This window comes from Ferrovibrio sp. GW821-FHT12B10 (assembly GCF_058807515.1).
The window spans coordinates 1,076,342-1,101,662 of sequence record NZ_JBXAQT010000001.1 but is presented as its reverse complement, the minus strand read 5'-3'; the positions used below and the strand labels follow the sequence as shown (position 1 = coordinate 1,101,662).

Annotated in this window: 22 protein-coding genes; 14 read left to right on the top strand and 8 right to left on the bottom strand. The window is 61.4% G+C overall.

The window, feature by feature from the left end:
* The 12 genes from AC1RRT_RS05565 (at position 1) to AC1RRT_RS05510 (ending at position 14,059) form a co-directional block, all read left to right on the top strand.
* On the top strand, positions 1 to 1,560 hold the full coding sequence (locus AC1RRT_RS05565) for a class I adenylate-forming enzyme family protein (protein WP_493012788.1): 1,560 nt from the start codon (positions 1 to 3) through the stop codon (positions 1,558 to 1,560).
* Complete coding sequence (locus AC1RRT_RS05560) at positions 1,560 to 2,378, top strand: hypothetical protein (RefSeq protein WP_493012787.1); 819 nt, start codon at positions 1,560 to 1,562, stop codon at positions 2,376 to 2,378. Before AC1RRT_RS05565 ends, AC1RRT_RS05560 begins: the two co-directional genes overlap by 1 nt.
* Before the next feature lie 41 nt (positions 2,379 to 2,419).
* A complete protein-coding gene (locus AC1RRT_RS05555) occupies positions 2,420 to 3,088 on the top strand; it encodes a cyclase family protein (RefSeq protein WP_493012786.1) in 669 nt (222 codons plus the stop codon).
* Positions 3,089 to 3,103: 15 nt separating this feature from the next.
* Positions 3,104 to 3,364 carry an acyl carrier protein gene (locus AC1RRT_RS05550; RefSeq protein ID WP_493012785.1) on the top strand — a complete coding sequence of 87 codons (261 nt, stop codon included), beginning with the start codon at positions 3,104 to 3,106 and terminating at the stop codon, positions 3,362 to 3,364.
* A complete protein-coding gene (locus AC1RRT_RS05545; protein ID WP_493012784.1) occupies positions 3,361 to 4,527 on the top strand; it encodes a class I SAM-dependent methyltransferase in 1,167 nt (388 codons plus the stop codon). Before AC1RRT_RS05550 ends, AC1RRT_RS05545 begins: the two co-directional genes overlap by 4 nt.
* Positions 4,524 to 6,671, top strand: coding sequence for a DUF4910 domain-containing protein (locus AC1RRT_RS05540; RefSeq protein ID WP_493012783.1), 2,148 nt, complete (start codon positions 4,524 to 4,526; stop codon positions 6,669 to 6,671). The genes AC1RRT_RS05545 and AC1RRT_RS05540 overlap by 4 nt, the downstream gene beginning before the upstream one ends.
* 88 nt (positions 6,672 to 6,759) lie before the next feature.
* Positions 6,760 to 8,616: an ABC transporter ATP-binding protein gene (locus AC1RRT_RS05535; RefSeq protein ID WP_493012782.1), complete on the top strand. Its 1,857-nt coding sequence runs from the start codon at positions 6,760 to 6,762 to the stop codon at positions 8,614 to 8,616.
* A gap of 19 nt (positions 8,617 to 8,635) precedes the next feature.
* Complete coding sequence (locus AC1RRT_RS05530) at positions 8,636 to 9,322, top strand: class I SAM-dependent methyltransferase (RefSeq protein WP_493012781.1); 687 nt, start codon at positions 8,636 to 8,638, stop codon at positions 9,320 to 9,322.
* 34 nt (positions 9,323 to 9,356) lie between these two features.
* The gene (locus tag AC1RRT_RS05525; protein WP_493012780.1) at positions 9,357 to 10,004 is read left to right on the top strand and encodes a class I SAM-dependent methyltransferase; all 648 of its coding nucleotides are present in this window, start codon (positions 9,357 to 9,359) and stop codon (positions 10,002 to 10,004) included.
* A gap of 7 nt (positions 10,005 to 10,011) precedes the next feature.
* The gene (locus tag AC1RRT_RS05520; protein ID WP_493012779.1) at positions 10,012 to 10,821 is read left to right on the top strand and encodes a class I SAM-dependent methyltransferase; all 810 of its coding nucleotides are present in this window, start codon (positions 10,012 to 10,014) and stop codon (positions 10,819 to 10,821) included.
* A 26-nt stretch (positions 10,822 to 10,847) separates the two neighbouring features.
* Positions 10,848 to 12,884 (top strand): glycosyltransferase, encoded by a 2,037-nt coding sequence (locus AC1RRT_RS05515; RefSeq protein WP_493012778.1) that lies wholly within the window; start codon positions 10,848 to 10,850, stop codon positions 12,882 to 12,884.
* Positions 12,884 to 14,059 (top strand): glycosyltransferase, encoded by a 1,176-nt coding sequence (locus AC1RRT_RS05510; protein ID WP_493012777.1) that lies wholly within the window; start codon positions 12,884 to 12,886, stop codon positions 14,057 to 14,059. Before AC1RRT_RS05515 ends, AC1RRT_RS05510 begins: the two co-directional genes overlap by 1 nt.
* Here the strand turns inward: AC1RRT_RS05510 and rimO are convergent.
* From rimO to AC1RRT_RS05490, 4 genes are all read right to left on the bottom strand, one after another.
* Positions 14,056 to 15,399, bottom strand: coding sequence for a 30S ribosomal protein S12 methylthiotransferase RimO (rimO, locus tag AC1RRT_RS05505; RefSeq protein ID WP_493012776.1), 1,344 nt, complete (start codon positions 15,397 to 15,399; stop codon positions 14,056 to 14,058). The genes AC1RRT_RS05510 and rimO overlap by 4 nt on opposite strands.
* Positions 15,400 to 15,464: 65 nt before the next feature.
* The gene (gene nusG, locus AC1RRT_RS05500) at positions 15,465 to 15,965 is read right to left on the bottom strand and encodes a transcription termination/antitermination protein NusG (protein WP_493012775.1); all 501 of its coding nucleotides are present in this window, start codon (positions 15,963 to 15,965) and stop codon (positions 15,465 to 15,467) included.
* A complete protein-coding gene (locus tag AC1RRT_RS05495; RefSeq protein ID WP_493012774.1) occupies positions 15,962 to 16,621 on the bottom strand; it encodes a winged helix-turn-helix transcriptional regulator in 660 nt (219 codons plus the stop codon). Before AC1RRT_RS05495 ends, nusG begins: the two co-directional genes overlap by 4 nt.
* A 55-nt stretch (positions 16,622 to 16,676) precedes the next feature.
* Positions 16,677 to 17,996, bottom strand: a complete 1,320-nt coding sequence (locus AC1RRT_RS05490) for an amidase (protein WP_493012773.1) — start codon at positions 17,994 to 17,996, stop codon at positions 16,677 to 16,679.
* A gap of 91 nt (positions 17,997 to 18,087) precedes the next feature.
* Between AC1RRT_RS05490 and AC1RRT_RS05485 the strand changes: the two genes are divergently transcribed.
* Complete coding sequence (locus AC1RRT_RS05485) at positions 18,088 to 19,842, top strand: glucan ABC transporter ATP-binding protein/ permease (RefSeq protein ID WP_493012772.1); 1,755 nt, start codon at positions 18,088 to 18,090, stop codon at positions 19,840 to 19,842.
* A 7-nt stretch (positions 19,843 to 19,849) separates the two neighbouring features.
* On the opposite strand, the gene AC1RRT_RS05480 is transcribed toward AC1RRT_RS05485, so the two are convergent.
* The 4 genes from AC1RRT_RS05480 to hutC all read right to left on the bottom strand — a co-directional run bounded on the left by AC1RRT_RS05480 (position 19,850) and on the right by hutC (position 24,290).
* Entirely contained in the window at positions 19,850 to 21,364 is a 1,515-nt protein-coding gene (locus AC1RRT_RS05480; RefSeq protein WP_493012771.1) for an HAL/PAL/TAL family ammonia-lyase, read from the bottom strand.
* A 26-nt stretch (positions 21,365 to 21,390) separates the two neighbouring features.
* Entirely contained in the window at positions 21,391 to 21,714 is a 324-nt protein-coding gene (locus AC1RRT_RS05475; protein WP_493012770.1) for a hypothetical protein, read from the bottom strand.
* Between the two features lie 125 nt (positions 21,715 to 21,839).
* Positions 21,840 to 23,513, bottom strand: a complete 1,674-nt coding sequence (hutU, locus tag AC1RRT_RS05470) for a urocanate hydratase (protein ID WP_493012769.1) — start codon at positions 23,511 to 23,513, stop codon at positions 21,840 to 21,842.
* A 12-nt stretch (positions 23,514 to 23,525) separates the two neighbouring features.
* On the bottom strand, positions 23,526 to 24,290 hold the full coding sequence (hutC, locus tag AC1RRT_RS05465) for a histidine utilization transcriptional repressor HutC (RefSeq protein WP_493012768.1): 765 nt from the start codon (positions 24,288 to 24,290) through the stop codon (positions 23,526 to 23,528).
* Positions 24,291 to 24,432: 142 nt separating this feature from the next.
* On the opposite strand from hutC, the gene AC1RRT_RS05460 reads away from it, so the two are divergent.
* A complete protein-coding gene (locus tag AC1RRT_RS05460) occupies positions 24,433 to 25,320 on the top strand; it encodes a glycosyltransferase family 2 protein (protein WP_493012767.1) in 888 nt (295 codons plus the stop codon).
* Position 25,321 lies beyond the last annotated feature (1 nt).

Here is a 25,321-nt window from a genome sequence, read left to right as displayed (position 1 = left end):
ATGGTTGACATCTGGGCCCAGGCGATCGTCCGCCGCTTTCGCGAGAATGGTGAACGTGTGTTCATCATCGACGCGATCGGTGGCGGCGAACTGACTTATGCCGCATTGCTTGGTCGTGCGGCTGGCGCGGTCCTGGACCTGCGTCGGCGCGGATTGAAGTCGGGCGACCGCATCGGCATCAACATGCCGAATGGCGTGGATTTCGTCATTCTGTACTTTGCCTGCCTGCTGGGCGGCTTTACGGCCGTTCCCATCAACAACGCGCTTTCAGTTAAGGATCGGGCTTTCATCCTCTCCAGTTCGCGCCTTGCGGTTCTGGTGGTGGCCGATGCGAGCGAGGCTGCCCTGCGAGGGCTGTTCGGCGTGGAGGACCTGTCTTTCCTGCCGTCGGTGCTGACCTTGGCTGCCGCGGATAAAGACAAGCTGCTGTCGCTTGCCCAGGCCAATGCGGTAGCGGTCGACAGCCTGCTGGTTGACATCGATACCAACCGGCTGTTTTCGATTCACTTCACCTCCGGCACGACGAGTCTGCCGAAGGGTGTGCCGCATCGCGTCGCCGGCCTGCTAGCGAATGCCGACGCGTTCAACCGCATGTTCGGGATCGGGCCCGATAATCGGTTTGTGCACGTCATGCCGATGCCATACATGGCCGGTTTTCTCAATACCGTTCTCGAGCCTTTCATGGCCGGCGGCAGTCTGGTTCTGGCGCCGCAGTTCACCGCGCAAAGCGTGCTGCGCTTCTGGGATCCGATCATCGCTCACAAGGTCAACACGATCTGGGTTTCGCCGACCATGCTGGTCACGCTTACCAGGATCGACCGGAATCCGCAGGCCCCGGCCTATTGCCGCGACAGCGACCTGCTGGTCCTGAGCGCTACCGCGCCACTGCCGCTGAAGACGCGGCAAGACTTCGAGGCCAAGTACGGCGTTACGGTGGTGGAAAGCTACGGGCTTTCAGAGCTGCTGCTGATCACCGCGAATCTGGGCCCTGCGGGCTCGAAAGCCAACGCTGTCGGGCGCTGGATCCCGGAGGCCGCGGTCGAGGTGCGGGATGCCGATGGACATGCCTTGCCGCTCGGGCAGGATGGGGAAATCTATGTCAGCACGCCGCATGCCACGGTGGGGTATCTGGACTATGAGAGCGGAGAACCGGGTCGGCTTGAGCAGGCCTGGTTCCCGACCGGTGATGTCGGTCATGTTGATGCAGATGGCTACCTCTTCGTGACGGGGCGCAAGAAGGACCTGATCATCCGGGGCGGTTTCAATGTCAGTCCGCGCGCCATCGAGGAGTTACTGTTGGCGCATCCGGGCGTCGAGGATATTGCCGTCGTCGGGGCGCCACATGCCTTCTATGGCGAGGAAGTGGTTGCAGTCGTGATTGTGAAGAAGGGCGTTGGCCTGCCGGCTATCGAAGCCGAACTTGGCGCTCTGTGCCGACGCGATCTGGGCCCGACCTATGTGCCGGACCGCTTTGTCGCCGTTCCGGCATTCCCGGTCAGCACGACGGGCAAGGTGCAGAAGAATTTGCTGCGTGACCAGCTTGCAGCGTTGCCGGCCTGATGATCGTCGGCGTCAGTCACATGACCCTGGCCTGTGCGGACCTGGATACAGGAATCGCGGAGGTCGAGGCCCTGGGCTACCGGCTTGAATTCACGGACCGGGCTCTGCCCAACCATCCGGCCAAGACGCCGTTCCTGGCGCAGTCCCAGTCCGAGCATGCGATCGGTTTTGCCCGCTCCACTGGTGCCCTGCCGATCGAGCTGGTCAGCTACGGCCGCCCGCCGCCGGCCCCGGAGGGGCGCTTTCTGGGCATCTTCCTGCAGGCCCCGCCGGAACCGGCAGAGCAGGTGCCGCGCTTCAGGGACCGCGAGGCGGTCGTCCGCCAGGCTGGCGCTGGCGCCGAACCGGCGGCCCGGGCAATGCCAATGCTGGGCATGACCGCTTGTTTCGACATGACGACGACCGATGCCGGCGGCCTGACGGCGGCTATACTTGAGGTGCGGGATATGGCGCGTGCCCGCCATTTCTGGCAGGCCGGCCTGGGGTATAAATGCGCCGCCGAAGGGGTGTCGGATGCAGGAAAACCGTGGGCCAAGCTGCGCTTTCCCACGCCCGTCTCTACCTGGCGCTTCGATATTCTGCTAACGGAATGCGCCGATGCTGGACTGGAGCGCCCGCCGGGGCTGGATGGACGGGGCATGACCTGCCTGTCGCATGTCTGCACGGGCATCACCGCGGATCGCCAGCGTCTGCTGGATGCTGGCGCAACCGGAGCGACCGGGGCTTTCGCCGCCCAGGTCAACGGCAAAGCCCTGATGGTGGAAATTCTGCAGGGGCCCGATGGCGAGTTCATCGAGCTCATGCAGGTGATGGTCTAGTGTCGGTCGCCACAGGCGCCGGATCGGTTTGAGAGGGATATATGGCAAGGCGGATTGTCGATCTTTCATTTCCCATTCACGAAGGGATGACTACGTTTCCGGTGTCGTGGCATCCGATCGTCGAGATTTCGCAGCTCGGTCGCCTTGGCATCGAGGGGCGGGAGTCACGCAAGATCATTCTGGGCACCCATACTGGCACGCATGTCGATGCGCCCCGGCATTTCATTCCCGGGGCGGCGACCATCGATCAGGTTCCGCTTGAGCTGTTCATGGGGCCAGCCACGCTAGTCGATTTCTCTTACGCCAAGCCGCTGCAGGAAATGCAGGTCGAAGATTTCAAGCGTCAGCTCGCCGATCACAAGCCGGAACGCCTGCTGATCCGGTATGACTGGTCCGATCAGTGGGAGAATATTCGGTACTACCGGGAGCACCCCTATATTTCGGAAGACGCCGCCACATGGCTGGTCGGGCAGGGCGTGCGCCTGCTGGGCCTGGATGCGCCGCAGGCCGACAGCCCGCAGAACGGGCGTGGCGCCGAGCGCGACTCGCCTGTGCACAAGATTCTTCTAGGAGCGGGTGTCATCAAGCTGGAATACCTCAACAACATGAGGCAGCTCCGCCAGCGTGATTTCGACCTGCATGCGCTTCCCCTCAACATCCTGGGAGCAGACGGCTCTCCGGTGCGTTGCGTTGCCATTGAGCACAGCTGAGACAAGGTACGTAAGATGACCCCCAAGGAACTGGTCCTCAAGTTTTTTGCAGAAAAAGCGAAGGGAAAGCTGCCCGCCGCTGGCGAGCAGGCGATTCTGGACTGCCGGTATCTCGATGAGGGGTTGATCGATTCTCTCGGCATCGTGATGATGATCTCGCAGTTCGAGGAAGATCTGGGTATCGCGTTTTCGCCTGAGGACATGCAGTCCTACGAATTCCAGACCATCGGCGGCGTCGTCGGTATCATCGAGCGTCTGGTGTCCGAGAAAAAATGAGCTTCGTTCCCAAAGACGTCGTCCTGTTGCCGGAATCGACCCCGGCGCATCCGGATCGCTGGGTAGCGATGAACGTTTTTGCACGAACAGCGCTGGGCCTGAGTGGAGAAGTCGTTGCGCTGTTGGGCGCACTGTCGCGTGGCGACGCTGATCCAGCACCGGAGAAGACCTTCCGGTGCTGGGATATTGAATGCTTCTCGAATGCAGACGGCCTGCTTGCCGATCCCAGCCGGTATCAGCGTGATCCAGCCAAGTGGCGTGCGCTTGATCTTGAACATGCCGCCCTGATCGCCAAGCTGAAGGTGCATTGCATCCTGATCGACGACGAAGTGGCCTACCGGGCGCGTTTCCAGCCCAAGAAGAATCTGCTCGATCGCCAGAATTTCGGCGACTTCCACCAGCAGCACGGCCAGCACCTGATGCTGGTCAAGCGCGCCAATCCGGCGGAATGGTGGATGCAGCAGAAGTTCTCCGCCGATTATCTTTCCGTCCGGCCTGACACGCTGTACGGCGCCGTGCAGTGGTGTTTCCTGAAGGACTTCTTCGCTGCCAGGATCAAGCCAGGTATGACCGTGATCGACCTTGGTTGCGGCACTGGGATCTATGCCAATGCCATGGCTGCCCATGGGGCCACCGTCATTGGCATTGATCCGAGCGAGGAATATCTCGCCGTGGCGCGTGCCAATGCGGTTGAGGGTACGCGCTTCGAGGCGATGAATATCGGTGAGGCCGGCGGGCTGGATGCCATTCCCGACGCCTCCGCTGATATGGTCTTCATGAGCGATGCGCTGCTGTTCTATTATCGCCCGTTCTATCCAGGCCAGAAAGCCGATATCCAGGTCGTCCTCCGCGATATCCGCCGCATCCTCAAGCCGGGTGGCGTTTTCGTCAGCCTGGAGCCGCATGCGGCTTTCTATCTCACACCCTGGTTGGGTGCCGCCGATCGGCCCTTTACCGTGGTCAGCGAATATCTGCACAAGTGGTATGGCATCGTGCCGCCGTTATCCTGGATGATCCGGGCTTTCAATGAGGCCGGATTGGCTGTTGCAGATATGCAGGAGATCGGCCCTGCCGACTATTTCGCCGATATCGATCCCCGTGGCTTTGGCTTCGCCACCGAATTCCCTCTCTGGCAGCTCCTTGAGCTGAAAGTGCTGACGTGACCCAGACCAAGCGCCATTACACCCGTTCCGATCTTCTTGCGGCCATCCGGGCAACCGGGATCATAGCTGGCGATACCGTATCGCTGCAGGTCAGCCTTGGGCGCCTTGGGTTCCCTGACGGTGTCGAAGAGAATTACGAAGCCATTTCCGAGTTCGTGATCGATGCGTTCCTAGAGGTTATCGGCGCGGCGGGAACGCTGATCGTCCCGACCTACACCTATTCGATTGGTCGTGGTGAGGTCTTCGATGTCGAGAAGACGCCGGCGTCGATTGGCGAATTCCCGGAAATCTTCCGTAGGCGTCCTGGCGTCATCCGTTCGCGCGATCCGATGCTGTCGGCGGCGGGCATCGGCCCTAATGCCAGGACCGTGCTGCGTGAGATTTCGCACAGCTGTTATGGCGAAGGCAGCAGCTTCCACCGTCTGCGCGATGTCGGCGCCAAGATCTGCACGCTGGGTATCAGCCTCTACTGGGCGACCTTCCGCCACCATATCGAGGAAATGGCGGAAGTGCCGTTCCGGTATCGCAAGCTTTTCCAAGGCGTCATCCGGGAAAACGGCCGTGATGCGAAGGAGAGCTGGGTCTATTTCGCCGCCCCGTATCTCGAATGCTGCGAGCCGGTTGGCCTGCCTTTGGAAATCAAGGCTCGTGAAGCGGGGTTGGTCAAGGTGGCTCCGATCGGGCGCGGTGAGATTATGACCATTGACGCGCGCGACTATTTTGATTTTGGCCGTGCGGCACTGAAGCAAGACCCCTGGCTTACCGCCAAGGGTCCTGCTTGTACGCCGGAAGAGTTGATCCGCCTGGAAGATCAGCGCGTCGGCGCGCGGAAATTCGAAGTGTCGTTGGCGCCGGGTGCCACGGCCATGCAGATGATCGAGGCCGTCTGGGAGTTGCCGCGCGACCTCGTATCCGATGGTTACGACGCAGCACTATCGGCGCTGTCGCGGCAAGTCCCCATGACCATTCATGAATATCCGACCGGCACTGAATGCTGGACATGGATCGTGCCGGAAAAATGGATGTGCCGATCCGCCAGCCTGGAAACCATGGATGGCAAGGTGCTGTTTTCGCTGGACGACCATGTGTTGCATGTCCCGTCCTACTCGCATCCGTTCAATGGTGTGGTCAGCCGCGAAGAGCTTCTGAAACATATCTACGTGCATCCGGTCATGCCGGACCTGCTTCCATATCACTATCTGACCTATCGCCGTGAATGGGGGCTGTGCTGCAGCCAAACCATGAGGGACAGCCTTACTGACGATCAGTATCGCGTGAAGATCGATTCGGTCTTCAGCTATGGCACTCTGAAGGTGGGGCATGTGACGGTTCCCGGTAAAAGCCCCAAGTCCATCGTCCTGTGCGGCCATATCGATCATCCGGCGCAAGTGAATGACGGGTTGTCGGGTGTTGCGGTCGGCCTGGAGGTCATGCGGGAACTCGCAAAGCGTGACTCGCTGCGGCACAGTTATCATATGATCATCGTACCAGAGACGATCGGATCTTTATCGTTCCTCAGCCACCACGAACATCTGATCCCGGATATGGAGGGTGGCATCTTCCTGGAGATGATCGGTCTCGACCATCCGATCACAATGCAGCACTCCTTTGACCAGGATAGTCTCTGGGACCGCTGCTGCCAGGCGGTGCTTCAGTCGCGGGATCCCAAGGGGTTCCGCACCGGCGCCTTCCTGGAGGTGGTGACCAACGACGATCGGCAGTTCAATGCCCCGGGCGTTCGAGTCCCCATGGTGTCTCTGTCCCGCGTCGAGAAGCCGTGCGGTCGCGACGGTACGTGGATGTTTGATCAGTATCACAGTAAGGATGACGCGCCCGCACTGGTGAATGTCGACCGTCTGATCGATACGCGCGATGCGGTTCTGCAGATTATCGAGGCATGGGAAAGGAACTACGTGCCTGTGCCTAAATTTCGTGGCGAGGTCTTTCTGTCGCGCTACAGCATCTATTATGATTTTGCTGTGGACCCCGAATACGGGCAGGCCTTATTCGAAGTCATGCATGCCTTCGACGGGAAGCTTTCGATCGTCGATATAACATTGAAAATTCGGCGCCCCTTCGAGACCGTCTATCATGTTACGGAGCAGTTCCGTAAGGCCGGCCTCGTGACGGTCTTGCTAGATTGATCGCATTGGTGGACGACATCATCTTTGCGCCTGTTCGAGCAGGGGTGAGTATGTATATTCCGCTGCATGCGGCGGATAGCTGATCGCCATGCTCTATTCATACAATGACTGGGCCAATCTCCGGACTCTGACCGGACGCTTCCTGATTCCGCACTGGAAGTTGACCGTGCTTCTGGTGCTGCTCAGTTTTCTCGCGGGCGCGCTGACCAGCGCCTATCCATTGCTGCTGGCGCCAGTACTGAATATCGGGCAGCCGGGCGCGATGGAGCCGGCAGCCTCGCTGGCGGACCTGAGTCTGAACAACCTGGGAAGCAGCCTGTTGGCCCTGTTGCTACAAACGCCCGGCGCCATTGAGCCGTGGCAGCTGGTGACTGCTTCCGTGGCCCTGTTTCTGCTCGTTGGCAGCCTGGCGGCGGGAATTGGTTTCCTCGCCCATATGATTTCCAGTGTGATCACTGCCCGAACCTACAGTGACCTGCAGATCGAACTGCACGAGCATCTGCTGAGCCAGGAGATCGGGTTCTTCATGCACAGCCGCACCGGCGAGTTGACCAGCCGCCTTGTCACCGACGCGGGCGAAACCATGAGCAGCATGGATCTGGCCATACGTCAGGGCCTGCAGTCCCTGCTGCAGGTGGTCATCTATGGCTGGCTGCTGCTCAAGACTTCCCCGTTTCTGGCGGCCGCGACGCTGGTGATCAGTCTGCTGCATCTGGCCGTGAACCGCTTTGTCGGCACGCGCCTGCGTAAAAGCACGGCCGAAAAGCTGGATACCCTGGGCAGCATCAGCGGCGCGCTTCAGGAAGGTTTCACCAGCATCCGCGTGATCAAGTCTTTCGGCGCCGAACGCCATGAGCATGACCGGTTCGCGGCACTGGCCAAGCTGGTGGAGCGCGTGTCAATTGAGTATTCCCGCCAGAAGCATGGCGAGACGCCGTTGCGGCAGATTGCCGATGGCGTCACGCTCGGCCTTATCCTTCTCCTGGCTTTTGGCACGCTTCAGGCTGGCGAGATGACTTTCCAGGGCTTTGTGCTGTTTATGGTCGTGGTGCGTCTCACCATAGCGCCGATCTCGGCTTTCGCCCAGTCGATGACGCGTCTGCAGGCCGGCCTTGGTTCAGCCCGACGCGTCCTTGAGCTGCTGGAGCGCACGCCAGTGCTGCGTGACGGTTCTCAATCGGTCGGCGGATTCGAACGTGATCTGCGGATCGATAATGTCGACTTTTCCTACACTCCGGGCCAGCCTGTGCTGAATGGCATCGCGCTGGAGCTGCGTAAGGGCGAACTGCTGGCCGTCGTTGGATCGAGCGGTGCCGGCAAGTCCACACTGATCGACATTATCCTGCGACTTTATGATCCCGATGCGGGCAAGGTTCTGCTCGACGGGACTGACATCCGGGAGTTTCGCCAGTCCGAATACCGGCGACTATTCGGGGTGGTGTCACAGGAGAGCCTGCTATTCAACGACACTGTCGGCAATAACATCACCTTCGGCCGCGACACCGGCAATGAGGCAGATTTACGGCGCGCTGCCGATATCGCCAATGCTACCGAATTCGTCGCGCAGATGCCGAACGGCTTTGATACCATGGTGGGCGACCGCGGCGTTCGACTTTCCGGCGGGCAGCGGCAGCGGATCGCCATCGCCCGCGCTATCTATGCCCGCCCGCCGATCCTTGTTCTCGACGAGGCGACCAGTGCTCTCGATTCGGAATCCGAGCGCTTGGTACAACAGGCAATCGATCGCGTCCTGTCGGATGCGACAGCCATTGTGATTGCGCATCGTCTTTCGACCATTCTGCATGCGGATCGCATTGTCGTGCTGGACGGCGGGAAAATCAGCGCTATCGGTCGGCATCAGGATCTTCTGCAGGAAAGCCCGATTTATCGACGCTTCTGCGAAATGCAATTCCGCACCCCCGGTGTGGAGCAGGGTAAAACATGATCGAGGCGGGGATGCTCCAATGATCAAGAGGCTGTTGCGGCGGATTCTGCTAAGGCTGTGTGTATCAGCCGAGTTCGGTGCCCGGGCTTGGTCGAACCGTGAACTGGAGAAATTTGGCGGCCTGTTCAAGGGGCGTGTTCTGAATGTCAGTGGCGGCGCCGATTTGGACAAGGGGGGGCGCAGGTACAGGGATTACTTCACGGCTGCGACTGATTACGCCGTTTCGAATTTCGGCGGTCTTTCTGGCCTGGAACAGGAGTTTCCCTTTGACCTGGAGACGTCCGACCTGCCGGGCGATCTTGCGGGCAAGTATGATGTGGTTTTCAGTCATACTGTTCTGGAGCATGTTTATGACCTGCCGACGGCAATTCGCAACATATGTTCCATCAGCAGCGACATAGTCATCACCGTCGTTCCATTCCTGCAAAGCTATCATCATGGGCAGTGGTACGATGATTATTGGCGCTTCACGCCGCGCGGTATCATCAAACTCCTCACCGACCAAGGTCTGACGTCACTTTACGTCAGCTGGAATGATGATCCTTTGGGTAATCTTTACATCTTTCATATCGCGTCAAAGCATCCGGAGCGTTGGGTTTCTATCGCGCAGCGCCAGACCCGTCGTGATCTGGGGCCGGGAGTAACGCGGGATGAACTTGTATTCGGCAGTGTTAGTCGTGAAAACGCGGCGATTAATATAAAGTAGAAGGCCTGACGGCAGATGCGGATTCGAGCTTACTATGTCTAGCTGCCATCGTTTTTATCTGGACCGGTTTCTGAACCGTTCGATACCCATGATGCGCGGACATGTACTCGACATCGGAGGCACACGTATCAATCAGAAGGGTGAGTTCCGACCGCCATTACAGGATGTTGCTTCCTGGCGCTATCTCAATATTGCGGCTGAAACGAAACCGGATTTCCTGTGCGATGCAGCCAGCATCCCCCTGCCGGATGGCGGCATCGACTGCTTCATTCTTAGTGACGTCCTAGAGCACTTGCCGCATCCGGAAGCGGTACTTTGCGAGGCGGCTCGTGTGCTTTGCGCCGGCGGGCATGGCGTGGTGACAATCCCGTTCCTTTATCCCCTGCATGCTGATCCGTATGATTTTCAACGCTGGACAGCGGCAAAGCTGTCGCGGGAGCTGGAGCAAGCGGGATTATCTGTAGTCTCGCTCGAACCCCTCGGCGGGCCATTTTCGGTCATTCACACAGTATTGCTGAATCTAACTTGGCGCAGCCCCCGTAGTCTTGCCATGCGACTACTTGGCTTTCTGCTGGCCAGAACGGTTGGATTGGCGATCCGTATGGACCGGTGTGTTCCAAAATCCTGGGAGCATATTACGACAGGCTGGGGTGCGGTCGTATCCAGGACTACGCATTCGTAGGCGCATCATGCAGGAGATTTGTGGCGACATACCGCTCTCGATCGCGCAAAGGTTGCAGTACTTATGGGGAAACCTGAAGCGCAATTTGTCAGGTAGCCGGCATGGTTTGCATGCGCAGCGCTTTTTCCCGCGTCGAGCCGCGGAAACACACCCCATGGCATCGCCCAGCAGGGCGCTGACGGAAGCCTTTTTGCGGCATGAGTTGCCGAAACTGTTGCCGCCCGGCTCCGACAAACGGATTCTGGAAATTGGATGCGGCAGCGGACGGCTTTCACGCCAGCTCGCGGACGTTGGCTATGGCGGATCCTATCTCGGCGTGGATATCGGGAATCGCTTTGATCATGCTGACGTGCCAGGTATGACGCGCCAGTTCCGGCAGATTGATGCTCATGAGTTCAACGCCGACGAGCCCTACGATCTGATCGTATCCGTCTCCGCTCTTGAACATATACCGGATGACGGCCGGTTGATTGCACGCCTTCCCGGTATGCAAAAGCCTGGCGGACTGCAGGTGCATGTCGTTCCCGGTGGCTGGGGACTGTTTCTCTATCTATGGCACGGTTACCGGCAATACACGCTACCGGCCATTGGCCAGCGTTTCGTGCCGGAACACACGGAAGTCTATGCCTTGGGCGGAATGTTCAGCTTCGTGCTGCATATGGTCACTATTACTTTTAGTGAAATGATCTTGCGGATCCCGTTCCGCCAGCGCTGTTCCGGCGTGTATGAGAAATTGCTCGATGCCGCTTTGCGGCTGGATAGATATCTACCGTTCTGCCCGGCAATGTTTGCCATCGTTCAGAAAAGCGGCCGGTGATTGGCTGAGAAAAGATTCAGGGACTTATGACCAGGATTAAACTGCACCTCACGGGTGGGGACGGCTTTGGCTGGGCGTTGGATGAAGATCTGCGCATGTTCCGTGCAGGATTGCCGGCATCGGTTGAGGAAGTGTCTCTCCGGAACGCAGACGTAGTCTACTCTCCATGGTGGGAGGGCCTCGCGTATCTGGGAACGGAAGCGCTCGCAGGCAAGAAGATTCTCTGCGGTTTTGACAATCCGCTGTTCTACTGGATCACCCGCCCCCGGTTTCGTGCCGTAAAAGATGTGGTTGGCCTCTGGGTGGCTCACAATCAGCAGGCCATGGCCCAGGCTGCCAGCATCGGGCTGGCTTGTGATTTTGTCCCGCATGCCTTGCGCAGCGAAGCATTCCGGCCGCTGTCGGATCTCGCAACTCCCAGGCAGACCTTGCGTGACCGCTGGGGCATTCCGCAGGATCGATACATCATCGGTAACTTCCAGCGCGATACCGAGGGCGCCGATCTGCGATTGCCCAAAAAGCAGAAAGCGCCGGATGTGTTCGCTGAGATCGTCCGGGAGTTGCATGGTCGCGGGCTGCCGATCCATGTGGTTCTGGCCGGGCCGCGCCGGCACTGGCTGCGCAACAAGCTCACGGAATATGCGGTGCCCTTCACCTGCATCGGCAAGGTGATTGCAGGTGATGACCTGAAGGCCAATCTCCTGCAGCGCGAAGAGTTGAACGAGCTTTATCAGGCGCTTGACCTGTACCTGCTCACCAGTCGTTGGGAGGGCGGGCCTTATGCTGTACTCGAAGCAGCAGGAACCCGGTGCAAGATCCTGAGCACACGGGTTGGCCTTGCCGAGGATGTATTGGAACCGGCATCGCTGTTTGACGGAATTCCAACGGCCGTGGCGGCTATTTCGGCGGATATTGCCAATGGCAACCTGTCGGATTCTATCGAGCCACAGTATCGCCGTGTTGCCGAGAACCACACGGAAGCGGCTATTCGGCCGCATGTTGCCCGCATTTTCGAGCGGATCGAGTCCGTGCCGGTTTTCCAGCCGTTGCCGGCTGCGAAGGCTGCCGCTATCCCTGTAAGCCAGCCGAACACGGTCCTGGCGCGCTTGAACCGCGTGATGCGGCGGATCATTCCGGCACGGCCGGCGGGTGCGGGTCGCACCGTCTCGATCTTCCGGGAATATGTCAAACCACCCTATGGTGGCGGCAACCAGTTCATGCTGGCGCTGCGTGCGGAACTGCAGTCGCGCGGCGTGCGGGTGTTGAACAACCAGGTTGGCGACAGCATCGATGGTTATATCTTTGACTCCCTTTGGTTCGACCAGAAGCTCCTGAATAAGCTGGCCCGCCTGCAGAATCCCAAGGTGGTTCATCGAATCGATGGTCCGATCTATCTGTACCGCGGCCAGGATCGCGAGCTGGATGATCGTATTTTTGAGATCAATAACGAATTCGCGACCACCACAGTCATCCAGTCTCTGTTCACGCTGCAGCAGATCTACGGCTCTGGCTACAGGCCGGTGAATCCGGTGGTGATCCGCAATGCATCGGATCCGGCTATCTTCAATCGGACGGGGAAGGCCCCATTTCAGGATGGGCAAAAGCTACGCCTGATTTCCTCCAGCTGGTCGAATAACCCCCGTAAGGGCGGCGACATATACAAATGGCTGGACGAGAATCTAGACTGGAACCGGTATGACTATTCTTTCCTGGGACGCGCGTCGGCGGGGTTCCGCAATATTCGCCAATTTGATGCTGTGCCGTCCAAAGAGCTGGCAGCACATTTGAAGCAGTGCGATGTCTACATCACGGCGAGCCAGAACGATCCATGCTCAAATGCCCTGATCGAAGCCCTGAGCTGCGGCCTGCCGGCCATCTATCTACGTTCCGGCGGGCATCCCGAACTGGTCGGTACCGGTGGCATCGGCTTCGATACGCCGGAGGAAATCCCGGCCGCACTGGAGCAGCTAGCGGCGCATTACCGCAGCTTCCAGTCCTGCATTCAGGTCCATTCAATTACAGAAATTGCCGACAACTACCTTGCCTGCCTGGATGACCGCTAATGGTGTCGACGGATGTCATCGATCGCCGCCTGTCAGTCATCATCCAGGATCTGGAACGAGGTGGCACTGAACTTCAGCTGCTGGAGCTGCTGCCCCGCCTGATGAAGCTCGGCTGGCACTTGAAGCTGTATACCCTGGTCCCTGTGAGAGGCTTGTCGGACAGCTTCCGGGCCGCCGGCGTTGAGATTGTCGAGCCTAGCCGTCTGAGCTGGGCGCCGGCGCGGATAAGGCGGTTGGCGCAGATTGTCATGACCTGCGTTACGCTCTCGGTGCGGTTTCGTTTCGAGCCGCCGGGCCTTATTGTGGGTGTTCTGCCCGCCGGAAGTATTGCGGCCGGGCTGCTCGGCTATTTCTGCCGTTTCCAGTACATGGTGCTCCGTCGCAGCCGAAACTTCTATCAGGAGAAGCGGCCCTATGTGACATGCCTGGAGCGGGCGCTTTGCCGCCGGGCGGTGGTAGCCGGAAATTCACCGGCGGTGGCGGCGGATCTGCTGGCGGAGGGCGTGCCGGCTGATTCCGTCGTCTGCATTCCGAATGGTGTCGATGCTGCGCGGTTCAGTGAAAATCGTAACGCGGCCCGCACTGCTCTCGGCCTTCGCGACAATGCCCTTGTTCTGCTGTGCCTGGCCAACTTGATTAAATACAAAGGCCACGCCGATCTTCTGGCGGCACTGGCCTCGATCAAGGATCAGATGCCGGCACACTGGACGCTGCTGCTGGCTGGCCGCGATAACGGTATCGGCGAGTCCCTGAAATACCAAGCCATCCAGTCCGGCATCTCCGACAATATCCAGTTCCTCGGCGTTCGGTCGGATGTGCCGACGCTGCTCGCCGCTGCGGATATCGGCATCCTTGCCTCTCACGAGGAAGGCTTCTCGAACAGCGTGCTGGAAGGCATGGCCGCGGGCTTGCCGATGATCGTTACGGATGTGGGAGGCAATGCCGAGGCCGTCGATCAGGGGCGGGCCGGCATTGTAGTGCCGTCGCACAACCCCCAGGCCCTGGGAAGCGCGATTGCCGAACTGACCCATGATGCGGCGCGACGCAGCGCACTGGGCGAGGCGGCGCGGATGCGTGCCATCAAGCATTACAGTCTCGAGGCATCGGCGGAGGCGCATAGCGCCCTGTTCGAGGCTGTGCTTCTGAAGCGCCCAATACCGGCAGATTTGCGTTAGATCGCGGGGTTGCCGCTCAGATCGTAGGCATTCGCCTTTTCGATCTTCACCTTGATCATGTCGCCCACCTTCAGGTTGGCGGCATTTTTTATTTTCACGATGCCATCGATTTCAGGCGCATCGGCAAAGCTGCGGCCGCTGGCGGTGGTGCGCTTGGTTTCATCGATCAGGACGTCGAGCGTGCGACCGACCAGGCGCTTCAGACGGCGGGCACTGATCTTTTGCTGCACGGTCATGAAGCGCTCCCAGCGCTCCTGCTTCACATCGTCGGCCACATGGTTGGGCAGGTCGTTGGCTCGGGCGCCTTCGACATTCTCGTATTTGAAGCAGCCGACACGATCGAGCTCGGCCTCTTCCAGCCATTGCAGCAGGAATTCGAAATCGGCTTCGGTCTCACCGGGGAAGCCGACGATGAAGGTCGAGCGGATCGCAAGGTCTGGGCAGATCTCCCGCCAGCTCTTGATCCGCTGCAGCACCTTTTCCTGGTTGCCCGGGCGGCGCATGCTTTTCAGTACGCGTGGCTCGGCATGCTGGAAAGGAATGTCGAGGTAGGGGAGAATCTTGCCCTCCGCCATCAGCGGGATGATCTCGTCCACATGCGGATAGGGATAGACGTAATGCAGGCGCACCCAGGCGCCCAGGCTGCCCATGGCATCGCAAAGCTCGGTCAAGCGGGCCTTCACCTTGCGGTCGCGCCACTGGCTCTCGGCATGCTTGATGTCGACGCCATAAGCTGATGTGTCCTGCGAGATGACCAGCAGCTCCTTCACGCCAGCCTTCACCAGGCGTTCAGCTTCATAGAGCACGTCATTCGACTGCCGGCTCGCCAGCTTGCCGCGCATGGATGGAATGATGCAGAAGCTGCAGCTGTGATTGCAGCCCTCGGAAATTTTCAGATAAGCATAGTGGCGCGGCGTCAGCCGGATGCCCTGCGGCGGTACCAGATCGACGAAGGGATCATGCAGGGGTGGCGCTGCCTCATGTACCGCGCCGACGACTGCCTCATACTGCTGCGGGCCGGTGACGGCTAGAACATCGGGGAAGATGTCGCGGATCTTGTCGGCCTCGGCGCCCATGCAGCCAGTGACGATGACACGGCCGTTTTCGCGCATGGCCTCGCCGATGGCCTCCAGCGATTCCTGCTTGGCGCTGTCGAGGAAGCCACAGGTGTTCACCAGGACCACATCGGCGGCATCATAGGAACCGGAGATGGTGTAGCCCTCGGACCGCAGCTTGGTGATGATCCGCTCGGAATCCACCAGAGCCTTGGGGCAGCCAAGGCTGACGATCCCGACCTTGGGGGCGGGGGTGGAAGGGGGAGAGGGGGCGGGCTTGGTCATTGCGGCGGCTTATAAGCCCGAAACGTATGGCTGGCTAGCCCGTCGGCTCCGGAGATGGGTGCGAGTCAGGCCGCTTCGACCTGGCGGAGCGGCATTTTAGTGCGAACTAGGCGACCCATCAGCGAAATCAACAGGATAGCCCGGTTGCCATCCACGACTTCCTCGAACAGCGCCTGGGTGTCGGCCATCGGGCCTTCCACGATGCGCAGCGACTGGCCGCGCTGGAAGGTGGGGCCGTTGAGCTGGATGTAGCCGGTTTCGTCTTCCCGGCTCCGGATCTCGTCGATCACTGGCTCAGGGATTGCTGTCGGCGCATCGCCGAACATGACGAGGCCGATCACGCCGCGGGTGCCATTCACGGCGCGCCAGCGCTGCTGCGTCAGATCGATGCCGGCGAACAGGTAGCGTGGGAACAGCGGCGCGGCGACGATGTCGGTGCGGCCGGCATGACGCCGCATCTTCTGATACTGCGGCAGATAGACGGCGAAGCCCTGATGCGCGAGATGCTGCGCCGCCAGCGGCTCCTTGCCGGGCTGGGTGTGAACGGCATACCAGGATAGGGTCATGCCGCTTTCCCCTTGCGGGCGACCGGTATCGGCGTGACATGCAGGAAAGCCGGGGCCAGCAGGCGGTCGGCCGACAGGTCGGCGGCCATATGGTCGTAGACGGCCTGGGGCGCGACATTATCGGCAATGATCACGTATTCCGCACCTGCGGCGAGGGCGGCGGACAGTCCGCCGACGACCGGGCGGCCGTGGAACAGGCTGTCATTGCGGCCCGGCGCGATCACGGCGCTGACTGTCATGCCGGTGGCCGATGCGGACAGCAGCGCGATTTCCGCCAGTTCGCCGCTGCCGGCAATCGCCACCTTGGTGACGCCGCGGCTGATCAGTGTGGCGAACAGCTCTTCATACTGGCTGCGGGCGCGACGGAAGAAGTCGAGCGAGGATTCCAGATATTCGGCCACCAGGCGGCTTTTCTCGGCAAAGCCCTTGGGGGTCAGGTAATAGGCATACCGCCGCGCCGGCGCATTCTGGATCTTGATCAGGCCCTTGGCCACGCAGCGGCGAAGCAGCGCATTGGCAAGGCCCAGGGCCACATCCATGCGGCTGGCCAGGGTGCGCTGGGTATGCTCTTCGGTGCTGTCGACGGCGGACAGCAGGGCGACCATGGTGGCGGCGTCCTGACCCGATTCGAGCTTATCGTCCGATTTTGTGTTCATCACATGAACGATAAGCTGCGGCCCTGCGCCGGTCAATCGGAATATTTCTATGATTCTACTGGGTTTTTCCCTGAATCAGAGCCTCGATGGCCGCTGCTATCCGCAACAGGCGACGATCCTGGCCGTTGCGCGCGACCAGCATCAGGCCGACCGGCAAGTCGCCGGACCGCAGCCCGGCCGGCAGGGGCAGGGAAATGGCGCAGAGGTCGAAGAAATTGGCCATGCTGGGGTTGCGCAGCAGCAGCAGGTTGGCTGTTGTGAAGGCGGCCTCGTCATTGGCCAGATCGGCGATCCTGGGCGCGGTGATGGCCGTGGTGGGCAGCACCAGCGCATCCAGGTCGGCCAGGCGGGCATCCATGGTGCGGATCAGGGCGAAGCGGCGCTGCTGGGCGAAGACATAATCCATGGCCGGGATGCTGCGCCCGCGTTCGATGCGGCCACGCACGATCGGGTCGAAATCGGCACCCTTACTCTCGAACCAGTCGCGATGGATATGGGCGGCCTCGATGGCCGCGAAGGGCCCTTTGCCCGTCGCCTCCAGCATAGACGACAGGAGTTCGGTCAGCGGCAGTTCGCTCAGCACGATCCCGGCCTTGCCCAGCATTGCCAACGCCGTGTCATAGGAGGCGCTGACGGCGGCATCCAGATTGTCCAGCAGCAGGCCGCGCGGAATCCCGAGCCGCAGGCCCGCCAGTGGTGCGGCTTCAAGCGGCCGCGGCGCTTCATTGGCCATCACGGCGTCGGCAGCAGCGCAATCGGCAACACTGCGTCCCATCGGACCGATACTGTCCAGCGAGAAGGACAGCGGGAATGCACCGTCGGTCGGCACGCGATACTGGCTCGGCTTCAGGCCGACGATGCCGCACAGTGATGCCGGGATGCGGGTCGAGCCGCCGGTGTCGGAGCCGATGGTCAGTTCGGCCATGCCATCGGCAACCGAGACGGCGCCGCCCGAACTGGAGCCGCCGGGAATGCGGCTGCGGTCGGCCGGATTGCCAGGGGTGCCATAATGCGGATTGATGCCGACCCCGGAGAAGGCGAACTCGGTCATGTTGGTCTTGCCGATGATCACTGCGCCGGCCTGGCGCAGGCGGGTGACGGCGGGCGCTTCATGTGTGGCGGGCTTGGCATCGCGCAGCAGCTTCGAGCCGGCGGTGGTCGCCTCACCGGGGATATCGAACAGGTCCTTGATTGAGACAATGCGGCCATCCAGCGGGCCGAGGCTCTGGCCCAGCTTGGCGCGTGCATCGGCTGCTGTCGCGGCTGCCCGGGCCTGCTCCGCATAGAGCCTGGTAAAGGTTCGCCCCCCTTCGCCGGCCGGGTCCGCGATACGGGCGAGACAGGCATCGAGACGGGCGGAAGCGGGGGCGGACATCGGGATTCTCCAGGGTAAAGCGGCACTATCGCGGATTTGAGACGTTCGGCAAGACCTAGCGATCCTGTTCCGGTCGGCGCATATTCCAGTCATGAGCTTCGTTCAGATCTATGCCCGCGTGCTCGGGCTGCTCAAGCCCGAGCGCAACCTCGCCATCATGCTGGCTGTGGCCAATATCGCCTTGGCCGGCGTGGGCTTCATTGAACCAATTCTGTTTGGTCGCATCATCGACGTGCTGTCCAACACTGCTGGCCTCACGCCGGACGAAAGTTGGGCGCAGACCATTCAACTGCTGATCATCTGGTGCGCCGCGGGCCTGGGTGGCATCTTTGCCGGCATCCTGGTGGCCCTGCATGCGGATCGCCTGGCTCATCGCCGCCGGCTCGCCACCATGGCGTTGTATTTCGAACATGTGCTGAGCCTGCCGGTTGCCTTCCACAGCGCGACCCATTCCGGTACGCTGCTCAAAATCATGCTGAACGGAGCCGACAACCTGTTTGGCCTGTGGCTGGCTTTCTTCCGTGAGCATCTGTCCACTTTCGTCGCCGTGCTGGCGCTGCTGCCGCTGTCGCTGTACCTGAATTGGCGGCTGGGTCTGCTGCTGATCGGGCTAATCGTGATCTTCGCGCTGGTCAGCGCCTTCGTGGTGGCCAGAACGGAGAAAGCCCAAGCCGAGGTCGAAGGCTATCATTCCGAGCTGGCAGCACGGGCCGGCGATGCACTAGGCAATGTGGTGCTGGTGCAGAGCTTCGTGCGTCTGGCGCTTGAAGCGCGCGAACTCGCCAATGTGATGGAACGCCTGCTCAAGGCCCAGTTCCCGGTACTCAATCTCTGGGCCCTGATGACGGTGTTGAGTCGCATGGCTTCCACCATAACCATCATCAGCATCTTCGTGCTGGGCAGCTGGCTGCATCTGCACGGGCAGACCAGCGTGGGCGAGATCGTCAGCTTCATGGGTTTTGCCACCATGCTGATCGGCCGCCTGGAAGCGGCCATGGGTTTTGTCAGCCGCATGTTCTTCCAGATGCACAGCTTGGGTGAGTTCTTCCAGGTCCTCGACACGGAATCCGCCGTGCGTGACAAGCCCGGCGCCCGCACCGCCGGTGCACTGACCGGCAGTGTGACATTTGAGAATGTGACGCTGTCCTATGACGACAAGCGGCCCGCCGTGGTCGATGTGAGCTTCGAGGTTGCGGCAGGCAAGACTGTGGCGCTGGTCGGCCCGACGGGATCTGGCAAGACTTCCACGATGGCGCTGCTCAGCCGCCTCTGGGATCCGCAGTCAGGCAGCATCCGCATCGACGGCACTGATATCCGTGACATCACGCTGGAAAGTCTGCGCCGTAATATTGGCGTGGTGTTCCAGGACAGTGCGGTTTTCCATCGCTCGATCGCGGACAATATCCGGGTCGGCCGGCCGGAAGCTTCCGATGCAGAGGTCGAACAGGCAGCCAGGTTGGCCGAGGCGCACGACTTCATCATGCGGCAGACCAATGGCTACAGCACCATGGTGGGTGAGCGTGGCGTGAACCTGAGTGGCGGCGAACGCCAGCGGCTGGCGATTGCGCGTGCCCTGCTGAAGAACCCACCAGTACTGATCCTGGACGAGGCGACCTCGGCGCTGGATGCCGCCACCGAGGCGCGTATCCAGAAGGCGCTGGACGCCCTGATGCAGGGGCGCACGACTTTCATCATCGCGCATCGTCTTGCCACGGTGCGACAGGCCGACCTGATCCTGGTGCTGAAGGATGGTCATGTCGTCGAACGCGGAACCTTCGACGAGCTTGCAGGGCAGGGTGGCCTGTTCGCCGATCTGGTGCGCACCCAGTTCCAGGGCGCGCACTAGGCGTACTTCACACCGCGATGCCGGCCAGCGCCGTGCGCACTGCCAAAATATCCTCGCTCATTTCGCGATCCTCGATCATCGCCGGGACGTGGGCGCGAATCGCCTCGTAGAAGGGCCGTAGCGCCGGCGCCGGCGTCAGGCCGCGCAGATCATAGGCTTGGGCCGCGAGCAGCGCCTCGATCGCCACGATGGTTTCGGCCGTGTCGACGGCGAAGGCGGCGCGTTCGGCGGCCAGTGGCGACATTGGCACATGATCCTCGGTGTTGGCGCAGGTCGGCACCGACTGCAGCGAGGCCGGTACCGAGCGCATGCGCAGCTCGGCCACCAGTGATGCAGCCGTGTATTGCGCGATCATGAAGCCGGAATTTTCGCCCTGCCGCGCCTGTGGGTGGATCAGGAAAGCAGGCAGGCCGCCGGAATTCTTCTCGTCCACCAACCGTGCCGCGCGGCGCTCGCTGATCACTGCCATCGAAGAGACCGAGGTGGCCAGCATGTCCAGAACTTCGCCGGCGCGCTGGCCGTGGAAATTGCCGGAGTTGGAGGTGACGAAACCGTCGGCCAGGCCGAAAATCGGGTTGTCGTTGGTGGCGTTGATCTCGATCTCCAGCGTCTTTGCCGTATGCTCCACAGCGTCACGCGTGGCGCCCAGCACCTGCGGAATGCAACGCAGGCTGAGCCCGTCGCGCAAGCGACTCGGCCGCGGCGGCAGCACAGCGGTGCTGCCGGCCGTGTACTGACGTAAGGCTTCCGATGTGGCGATCTGGCCGGGATGCGGTTTAGCCAGTGCAACGCGTTCATCGAAGGCATCCGATACGCCACCGAGTGCTTCCAGGCTCATTGCCGCGATGGCTTCCGCCAGTCGCACCAGCCGGCGGGCGTCATAGGCGGCGAGGACACCGATGCCGGTGGTCTGTTCAGTACCGTTGATCAGTGCGATGCCGTCGCGGCCATCCACCGCGGGCTGTGGCAGACCAAGGGTGGCAAAGGCGGCGGCACCCTTTGTCCAGGCGCCACCCTTCACCTTGGCGCGGCCGAAGCCGATCATCGGCAATACCATATGGGCGAGCGGCGCTAGATCACCGCAGGCGCCGACTGAACCGCGGCGCGGCACATGCGGAATGATGCCGCCATTCAGCATGGCGAGCAGGGCATCCAGCGAGGCCGCACTGACGCCGGTGAGGCCTGTGGCCAACACATTGGCGCGGATCAGCATCATCGCGCGCACGGTATCGTCGGGCATCGGGTCACCGACACCGGCGGCATGGCTTTTCAGCAGGTTGTGCTGTTGCGCCCGGTTGGCTTCCGGCGGCACCGGGCGGCCATCCAGCGCGCCAAAGCCGGTGGTGACACCATAGATCGGCGTGCCATCCTTGATCATCCGGCGCAGCATCGCGTGGCAGTCTACCACCTTCTGCCGGCCATGATCCGAGAGACCGGCTGCTCGATTCTGCCGAGCAACAGACGCCACATCGGCGAGAGTCAGCGATTCTCCATCCAGCAGCAGGGGTGCGGCGGCATTCATGTCGTATCCTTTTCGGCGATGGGTAATCAGCGCCAGACGCGGCGCAGGCGGTCGCTTTCGGCGGGTTGGGGCTGCGGTTCGGCGGTGGCTGGTTTGACGGTCGCATCACGGGCGGCCTTGCGTTCTTCCCATTCGCGCCGCAACTTTTCATGCCCTTCGATGCTCTGCACCGTCAGCTCGCATTCGGTGGCGATGTTCTGCAGTACGGATTTGTCGAGCTTGGCGTAGGTCTTCATTCTGTTCATCACGCAATCCTCACGGGATGGCGTCATGCCGGGCGTGTAGTAGGCTGAATCCTTTGGGCCAGGGCGCACCACCAGGCCGACAATGCCCAGCAGGGCGGCGATCAACAGGCCGCTGCCACCATAGATGACGAGGCGGCGGTCGAGGCGTTTGGGTGAGCTGAACGGGCCGATGGGGCGTCTCCGGGGTTGAGCGGAAGTTTACCCCGGATTTCGTCGGCGCGAAGTCTGAATCAGGCCTTCAGGAAAGGAAGATTCAAGCCCTGATCTTCCGCGCATTTCACGGCGATGTCGTAGCCGGCATCAGCGTGACGCATCACTCCGGTGGCGGGGTCGTTCCATAGTACCCGCTCCAGTCTACGCGCCGCCGCCTCGGTGCCGTCGGCAACGATGACCACGCCGGCATGTTGCGAGAATCCCATGCCGACGCCGCCGCCATGATGCAGCGACACCCAGGTGGCGCCCGAGGCGGTGTTCAGCAATGCATTCAACAGTGGCCAGTCGGAAACGGCATCCGAGCCGTCCTTCATCGCTTCGGTCTCGCGGTTCGGGCTGGCGACTGAGCCCGAATCCAGATGATCGCGGCCGATCACGATCGGGCCTTTCAACTCGCCGTTCCTGACCATTTCGTTGAAGGCGAGGCCGAGGCGATGGCGCTGGCCCAGGCCGACCCAGCAGATGCGGGCTGGCAGGCCTTGGAACTTGATGCGCTGCCGGGCCATGTCGAGCCAGGTATGGAGGTGCGGATCGTCGGGGATCAGCTCCTTCACCTTGGCATCGGTCTTGTAGATGTCTTCCGGATCGCCCGAGAGCGCTACCCAGCGGAAGGGGCCGACGCCGCGGCAGAACAGCGGGCGGATATAGGCCGGCACGAAGCCGGGGAAGTTGAAGGCTTCGGTGACGCCGACTTCCTTGGCCATCTGGCGGATGTTGTTGCCGTAGTCGAAGGTCGGGATGCCCAGCTTCTGGAAATCCAGCATGGCGCGCACATGATGGGCCATCGAGGCTTTCGCCGCTTTCACCACGCCCTGTGGATCGGCCTCGCGTGCCTTTTCCCACTGTTCCAGCGTCCAGCCGGCCGGCAGGTAGCCATTCAGCGGGTCATGGGCACTGGTCTGGTCGGTCACCGCATCGGGACGGATGCCGCGCTTCACCATTTCAGGCAACAGCTCGGCGGCATTGCCCAGTAGGCCGACGGAGATCGCCTTACCGGCCTTCTTCGCCTCGTCCAGCATGCCGAGCGCCTGGTCCAGCGTTTCGGCCTTTGCGTCCAGATAGCCGGTGCGCAGGCGCATCTCGATACGCGAGGGCTGACACTCGATGGCCAGCATGGAAGCGCCGGCCATGGTGGCGGCCAGCGCCTGCGCGCCACCCATGCCGCCCAGACCGGCTGTGAGAATCCAGCGGCCCTTCAGGTTGCCGCCGTAATGCTGGCGACCCATCTCGACGAAGGTTTCATACGTGCCCTGCACGATGCCCTGGCTGCCGATATAGATCCAGGAGCCGGCCGTCATCTGGCCGTACATCATCAGGCCCTTGCGGTCGAGCTCGTGGAAATGCTCCCAGGTCGCCCATTCAGGCACCAGATTGGAATTGGCGATCAGCACGCGCGGGGCATCTTCATGCGTACGGAACACGCCGACCGGCTTGCCCGATTGCACCAGCAGCGTCTCGTCGGGCTTCAGCACGGTCAGTGCTTTCTGGATCTGGTCGAAACTCTGCCAGTTGCGCGCCGCCCGGCCGATGCCGCCATAAACCACCAGCTCTTCCGGCTTCTCGGCCACATCGGGATCGAGGTTGTTGCGCAGCATCCGGTAGGCCGCTTCGATCTGCCAGTTGCTCGTGTGCATCTCACTGCCATGAGGGCTGCGGATGACGCGGGTGTTGTCGCGGCGATTATCGGACATACGAAGGCCTCGTTACAGATGTGTGCGCTTCGACGTGCCGTCGGCGCGATAGGAGAAACGGGTGGCGAAACGGTGCGCATGGCCCGGATAGTAAAGCGTGGCGGCCGAGACGATCTGCGCGCCGGCCCAGGTGCGGCGACGTAGGCGCAGGCAGGGTTCGCCGGCGGCCATCTTCAGCAGCTTGCGGATGCGCGGATCGGGCATGGCGGCCTCGACGATATGCTCAACCTCGGTTGCCGGTGCCGAGCGCATCAGGAATTCATTGGGCGTGACCGTGGTGAAGTCGGTGTCCAGATAGCCCTGCGCGGTGGCAGGATTGACGAAGCGGTCTTCCACCTGCAGGGGCACGCCGTCGGCCAGATGCACCAGCACCGAATGATAGACAGCGGCATTCGGGTTCAGGCCCAGTTCGCGGGCGATCTCGGGGCTGGCCTTTTCCGTCTTCAGTAGCTCGACGCGGGCGGCATGGCGCTGGCCGCGTTCGGCGATCTCTTCGGCGATATTGCGCAGCTCGACCAGGTTGAAGATCGGGCGTTTCTCGGCCACGAAAGTCCCGGTGCCCTGCACGCGCACCAGCAGGCCTTCATGGGTCAGCTCACGCAGGGCGCGGTTGACCGTCATGCGGCTGACTTTGAGCTGCTTGACCAGGGCGCTTTCGGAGGGGACCTGGTCGCCGGCGCGCCAGTCGCCAGCCTCAAGATGGCGGACAATGAATTCCTTGACCCGGCGGTAACGCGGGGTCGGTCCGTTCTGCGCGGCGGAGGCTGACGCGGACATGTTTTTCCTGCCCTGACTGGTCCGGCCGATAGTATAGGTTTAATTGTATATACAAGTCCATAGGGGTGTGGCCCGGCCGTCTGGCGCCTGCAGTTGAATCCTTGTAAAAAACACCCCTCCGAAGCAATGCCGCGCTCCCGTGATGTCCTCTGCAGATTCAGCGCTCTCCCCCAGCGTCACCGTGGTGACAGTCACCTGCTTCAGTGAAGGGGTGATCGGGGAATGGCTGGCCAATCTGCCGCCCGGCCGGCCGGCGATCGTCACGGACAACCTGAGTGGCGATGCAACGCGTGACATCGTGCGGGCGGCGCAGCGCGCCACCCTGATCGTCAATGATGTGAATGTCGGTTTCGGCGCAGCGACCAATCAGGGCATCGATAAGGCCGACAGCGATTTCATCCTGCTGCTCAATCCCGATGCGAAGCTGCGGCCAGATTGTCTGGACCGGTTGCTGGACGCGGCCCGTCGCTATCCTGAGGCCGGCATCCTGGCGCCGGGGCTGCGCACTCCGGCCAATGGCTGGGAGGTGTCGCATGATGTCGACATGTTTACCCGGGCGACAATGCCCTCGCGCCGCCATGACCCGGAGCCCGAGGGTGACATCTGCGCCGGCTATGTTTCGGGAGCTGCGATGCTGGTGCGGCGCCAGGCCGTCGAGCAGATCGGCGGCTTCGACACGGCGATTTTTCTCTATTACGAGGATGATGATTTCTGCATCCGCCTGCAGCGAGCAGGCTGGTCGCTGGTCCGCGTCGCCGATGCGGTCGCCGATCATGTCGGCGGGGGATCGGTCAGGCGCAGCTGGGACAAGCACTGGGTGAAATACTGGCACTTTGCCTGGTCGCGGCTTTATATCGAGAAGAAATACAACGGTACGGCGGCAATGCTGCGCATCGCATTACCCAACCTGCTGCGCTATGGCCTGAAGGCGCCGCTGTACCTGCTGACCGATTTCAGGAACAAGGGCCTGCGCGACGCCGGCCGGTTCTGCGGCTCGGCCGCGTTTCTGCTTGGCATGAAATCCAGATAAG

Bases quoted from the DNA above. Each gene is read 5' to 3' on its own strand.
- AC1RRT_RS05565 (WP_493012788.1), top strand. From the start codon at position 1: ATGGTTGACATCTGGGCCCAGGCGATCGTCCGCCGCTTTCGCGAGAAT.
- AC1RRT_RS05485 (WP_493012772.1), top strand. From the start codon at position 18,088: ATGAGCTTCGTTCAGATCTATGCCCGCGTGCTCGGGCTGCTCAAGCCC.
- AC1RRT_RS05545 (WP_493012784.1), top strand. From the start codon at position 3,361: ATGAGCTTCGTTCCCAAAGACGTCGTCCTGTTGCCGGAATCGACCCCG.
- AC1RRT_RS05480 (WP_493012771.1), bottom strand. From the start codon at position 21,364: ATGAATGCCGCCGCACCCCTGCTGCTGGATGGAGAATCGCTGACTCTC.
- rimO (WP_493012776.1), bottom strand. From the start codon at position 15,399: ATGACCAAGCCCGCCCCCTCTCCCCCTTCCACCCCCGCCCCCAAGGTC.
- AC1RRT_RS05560 (WP_493012787.1), top strand. From the start codon at position 1,560: ATGATCGTCGGCGTCAGTCACATGACCCTGGCCTGTGCGGACCTGGAT.
- AC1RRT_RS05495 (WP_493012774.1), bottom strand. From the start codon at position 16,621: ATGAACACAAAATCGGACGATAAGCTCGAATCGGGTCAGGACGCCGCC.
- hutC (WP_493012768.1), bottom strand. From the start codon at position 24,290: ATGTCCGCGTCAGCCTCCGCCGCGCAGAACGGACCGACCCCGCGTTAC.
- AC1RRT_RS05520 (WP_493012779.1), top strand. From the start codon at position 10,012: ATGCAGGAGATTTGTGGCGACATACCGCTCTCGATCGCGCAAAGGTTG.
- AC1RRT_RS05490 (WP_493012773.1), bottom strand. From the start codon at position 17,996: ATGTCCGCCCCCGCTTCCGCCCGTCTCGATGCCTGTCTCGCCCGTATC.
- AC1RRT_RS05535 (WP_493012782.1), top strand. From the start codon at position 6,760: ATGCTCTATTCATACAATGACTGGGCCAATCTCCGGACTCTGACCGGA.
- AC1RRT_RS05510 (WP_493012777.1), top strand. From the start codon at position 12,884: ATGGTGTCGACGGATGTCATCGATCGCCGCCTGTCAGTCATCATCCAG.
- nusG (WP_493012775.1), bottom strand. From the start codon at position 15,965: ATGACCCTATCCTGGTATGCCGTTCACACCCAGCCCGGCAAGGAGCCG.
- AC1RRT_RS05550 (WP_493012785.1), top strand. From the start codon at position 3,104: ATGACCCCCAAGGAACTGGTCCTCAAGTTTTTTGCAGAAAAAGCGAAG.
- hutU (WP_493012769.1), bottom strand. From the start codon at position 23,513: ATGTCCGATAATCGCCGCGACAACACCCGCGTCATCCGCAGCCCTCAT.
- AC1RRT_RS05555 (WP_493012786.1), top strand. From the start codon at position 2,420: ATGGCAAGGCGGATTGTCGATCTTTCATTTCCCATTCACGAAGGGATG.
- AC1RRT_RS05530 (WP_493012781.1), top strand. From the start codon at position 8,636: ATGATCAAGAGGCTGTTGCGGCGGATTCTGCTAAGGCTGTGTGTATCA.
- AC1RRT_RS05460 (WP_493012767.1), top strand. From the start codon at position 24,433: ATGTCCTCTGCAGATTCAGCGCTCTCCCCCAGCGTCACCGTGGTGACA.
- AC1RRT_RS05515 (WP_493012778.1), top strand. From the start codon at position 10,848: ATGACCAGGATTAAACTGCACCTCACGGGTGGGGACGGCTTTGGCTGG.
- AC1RRT_RS05525 (WP_493012780.1), top strand. From the start codon at position 9,357: ATGTCTAGCTGCCATCGTTTTTATCTGGACCGGTTTCTGAACCGTTCG.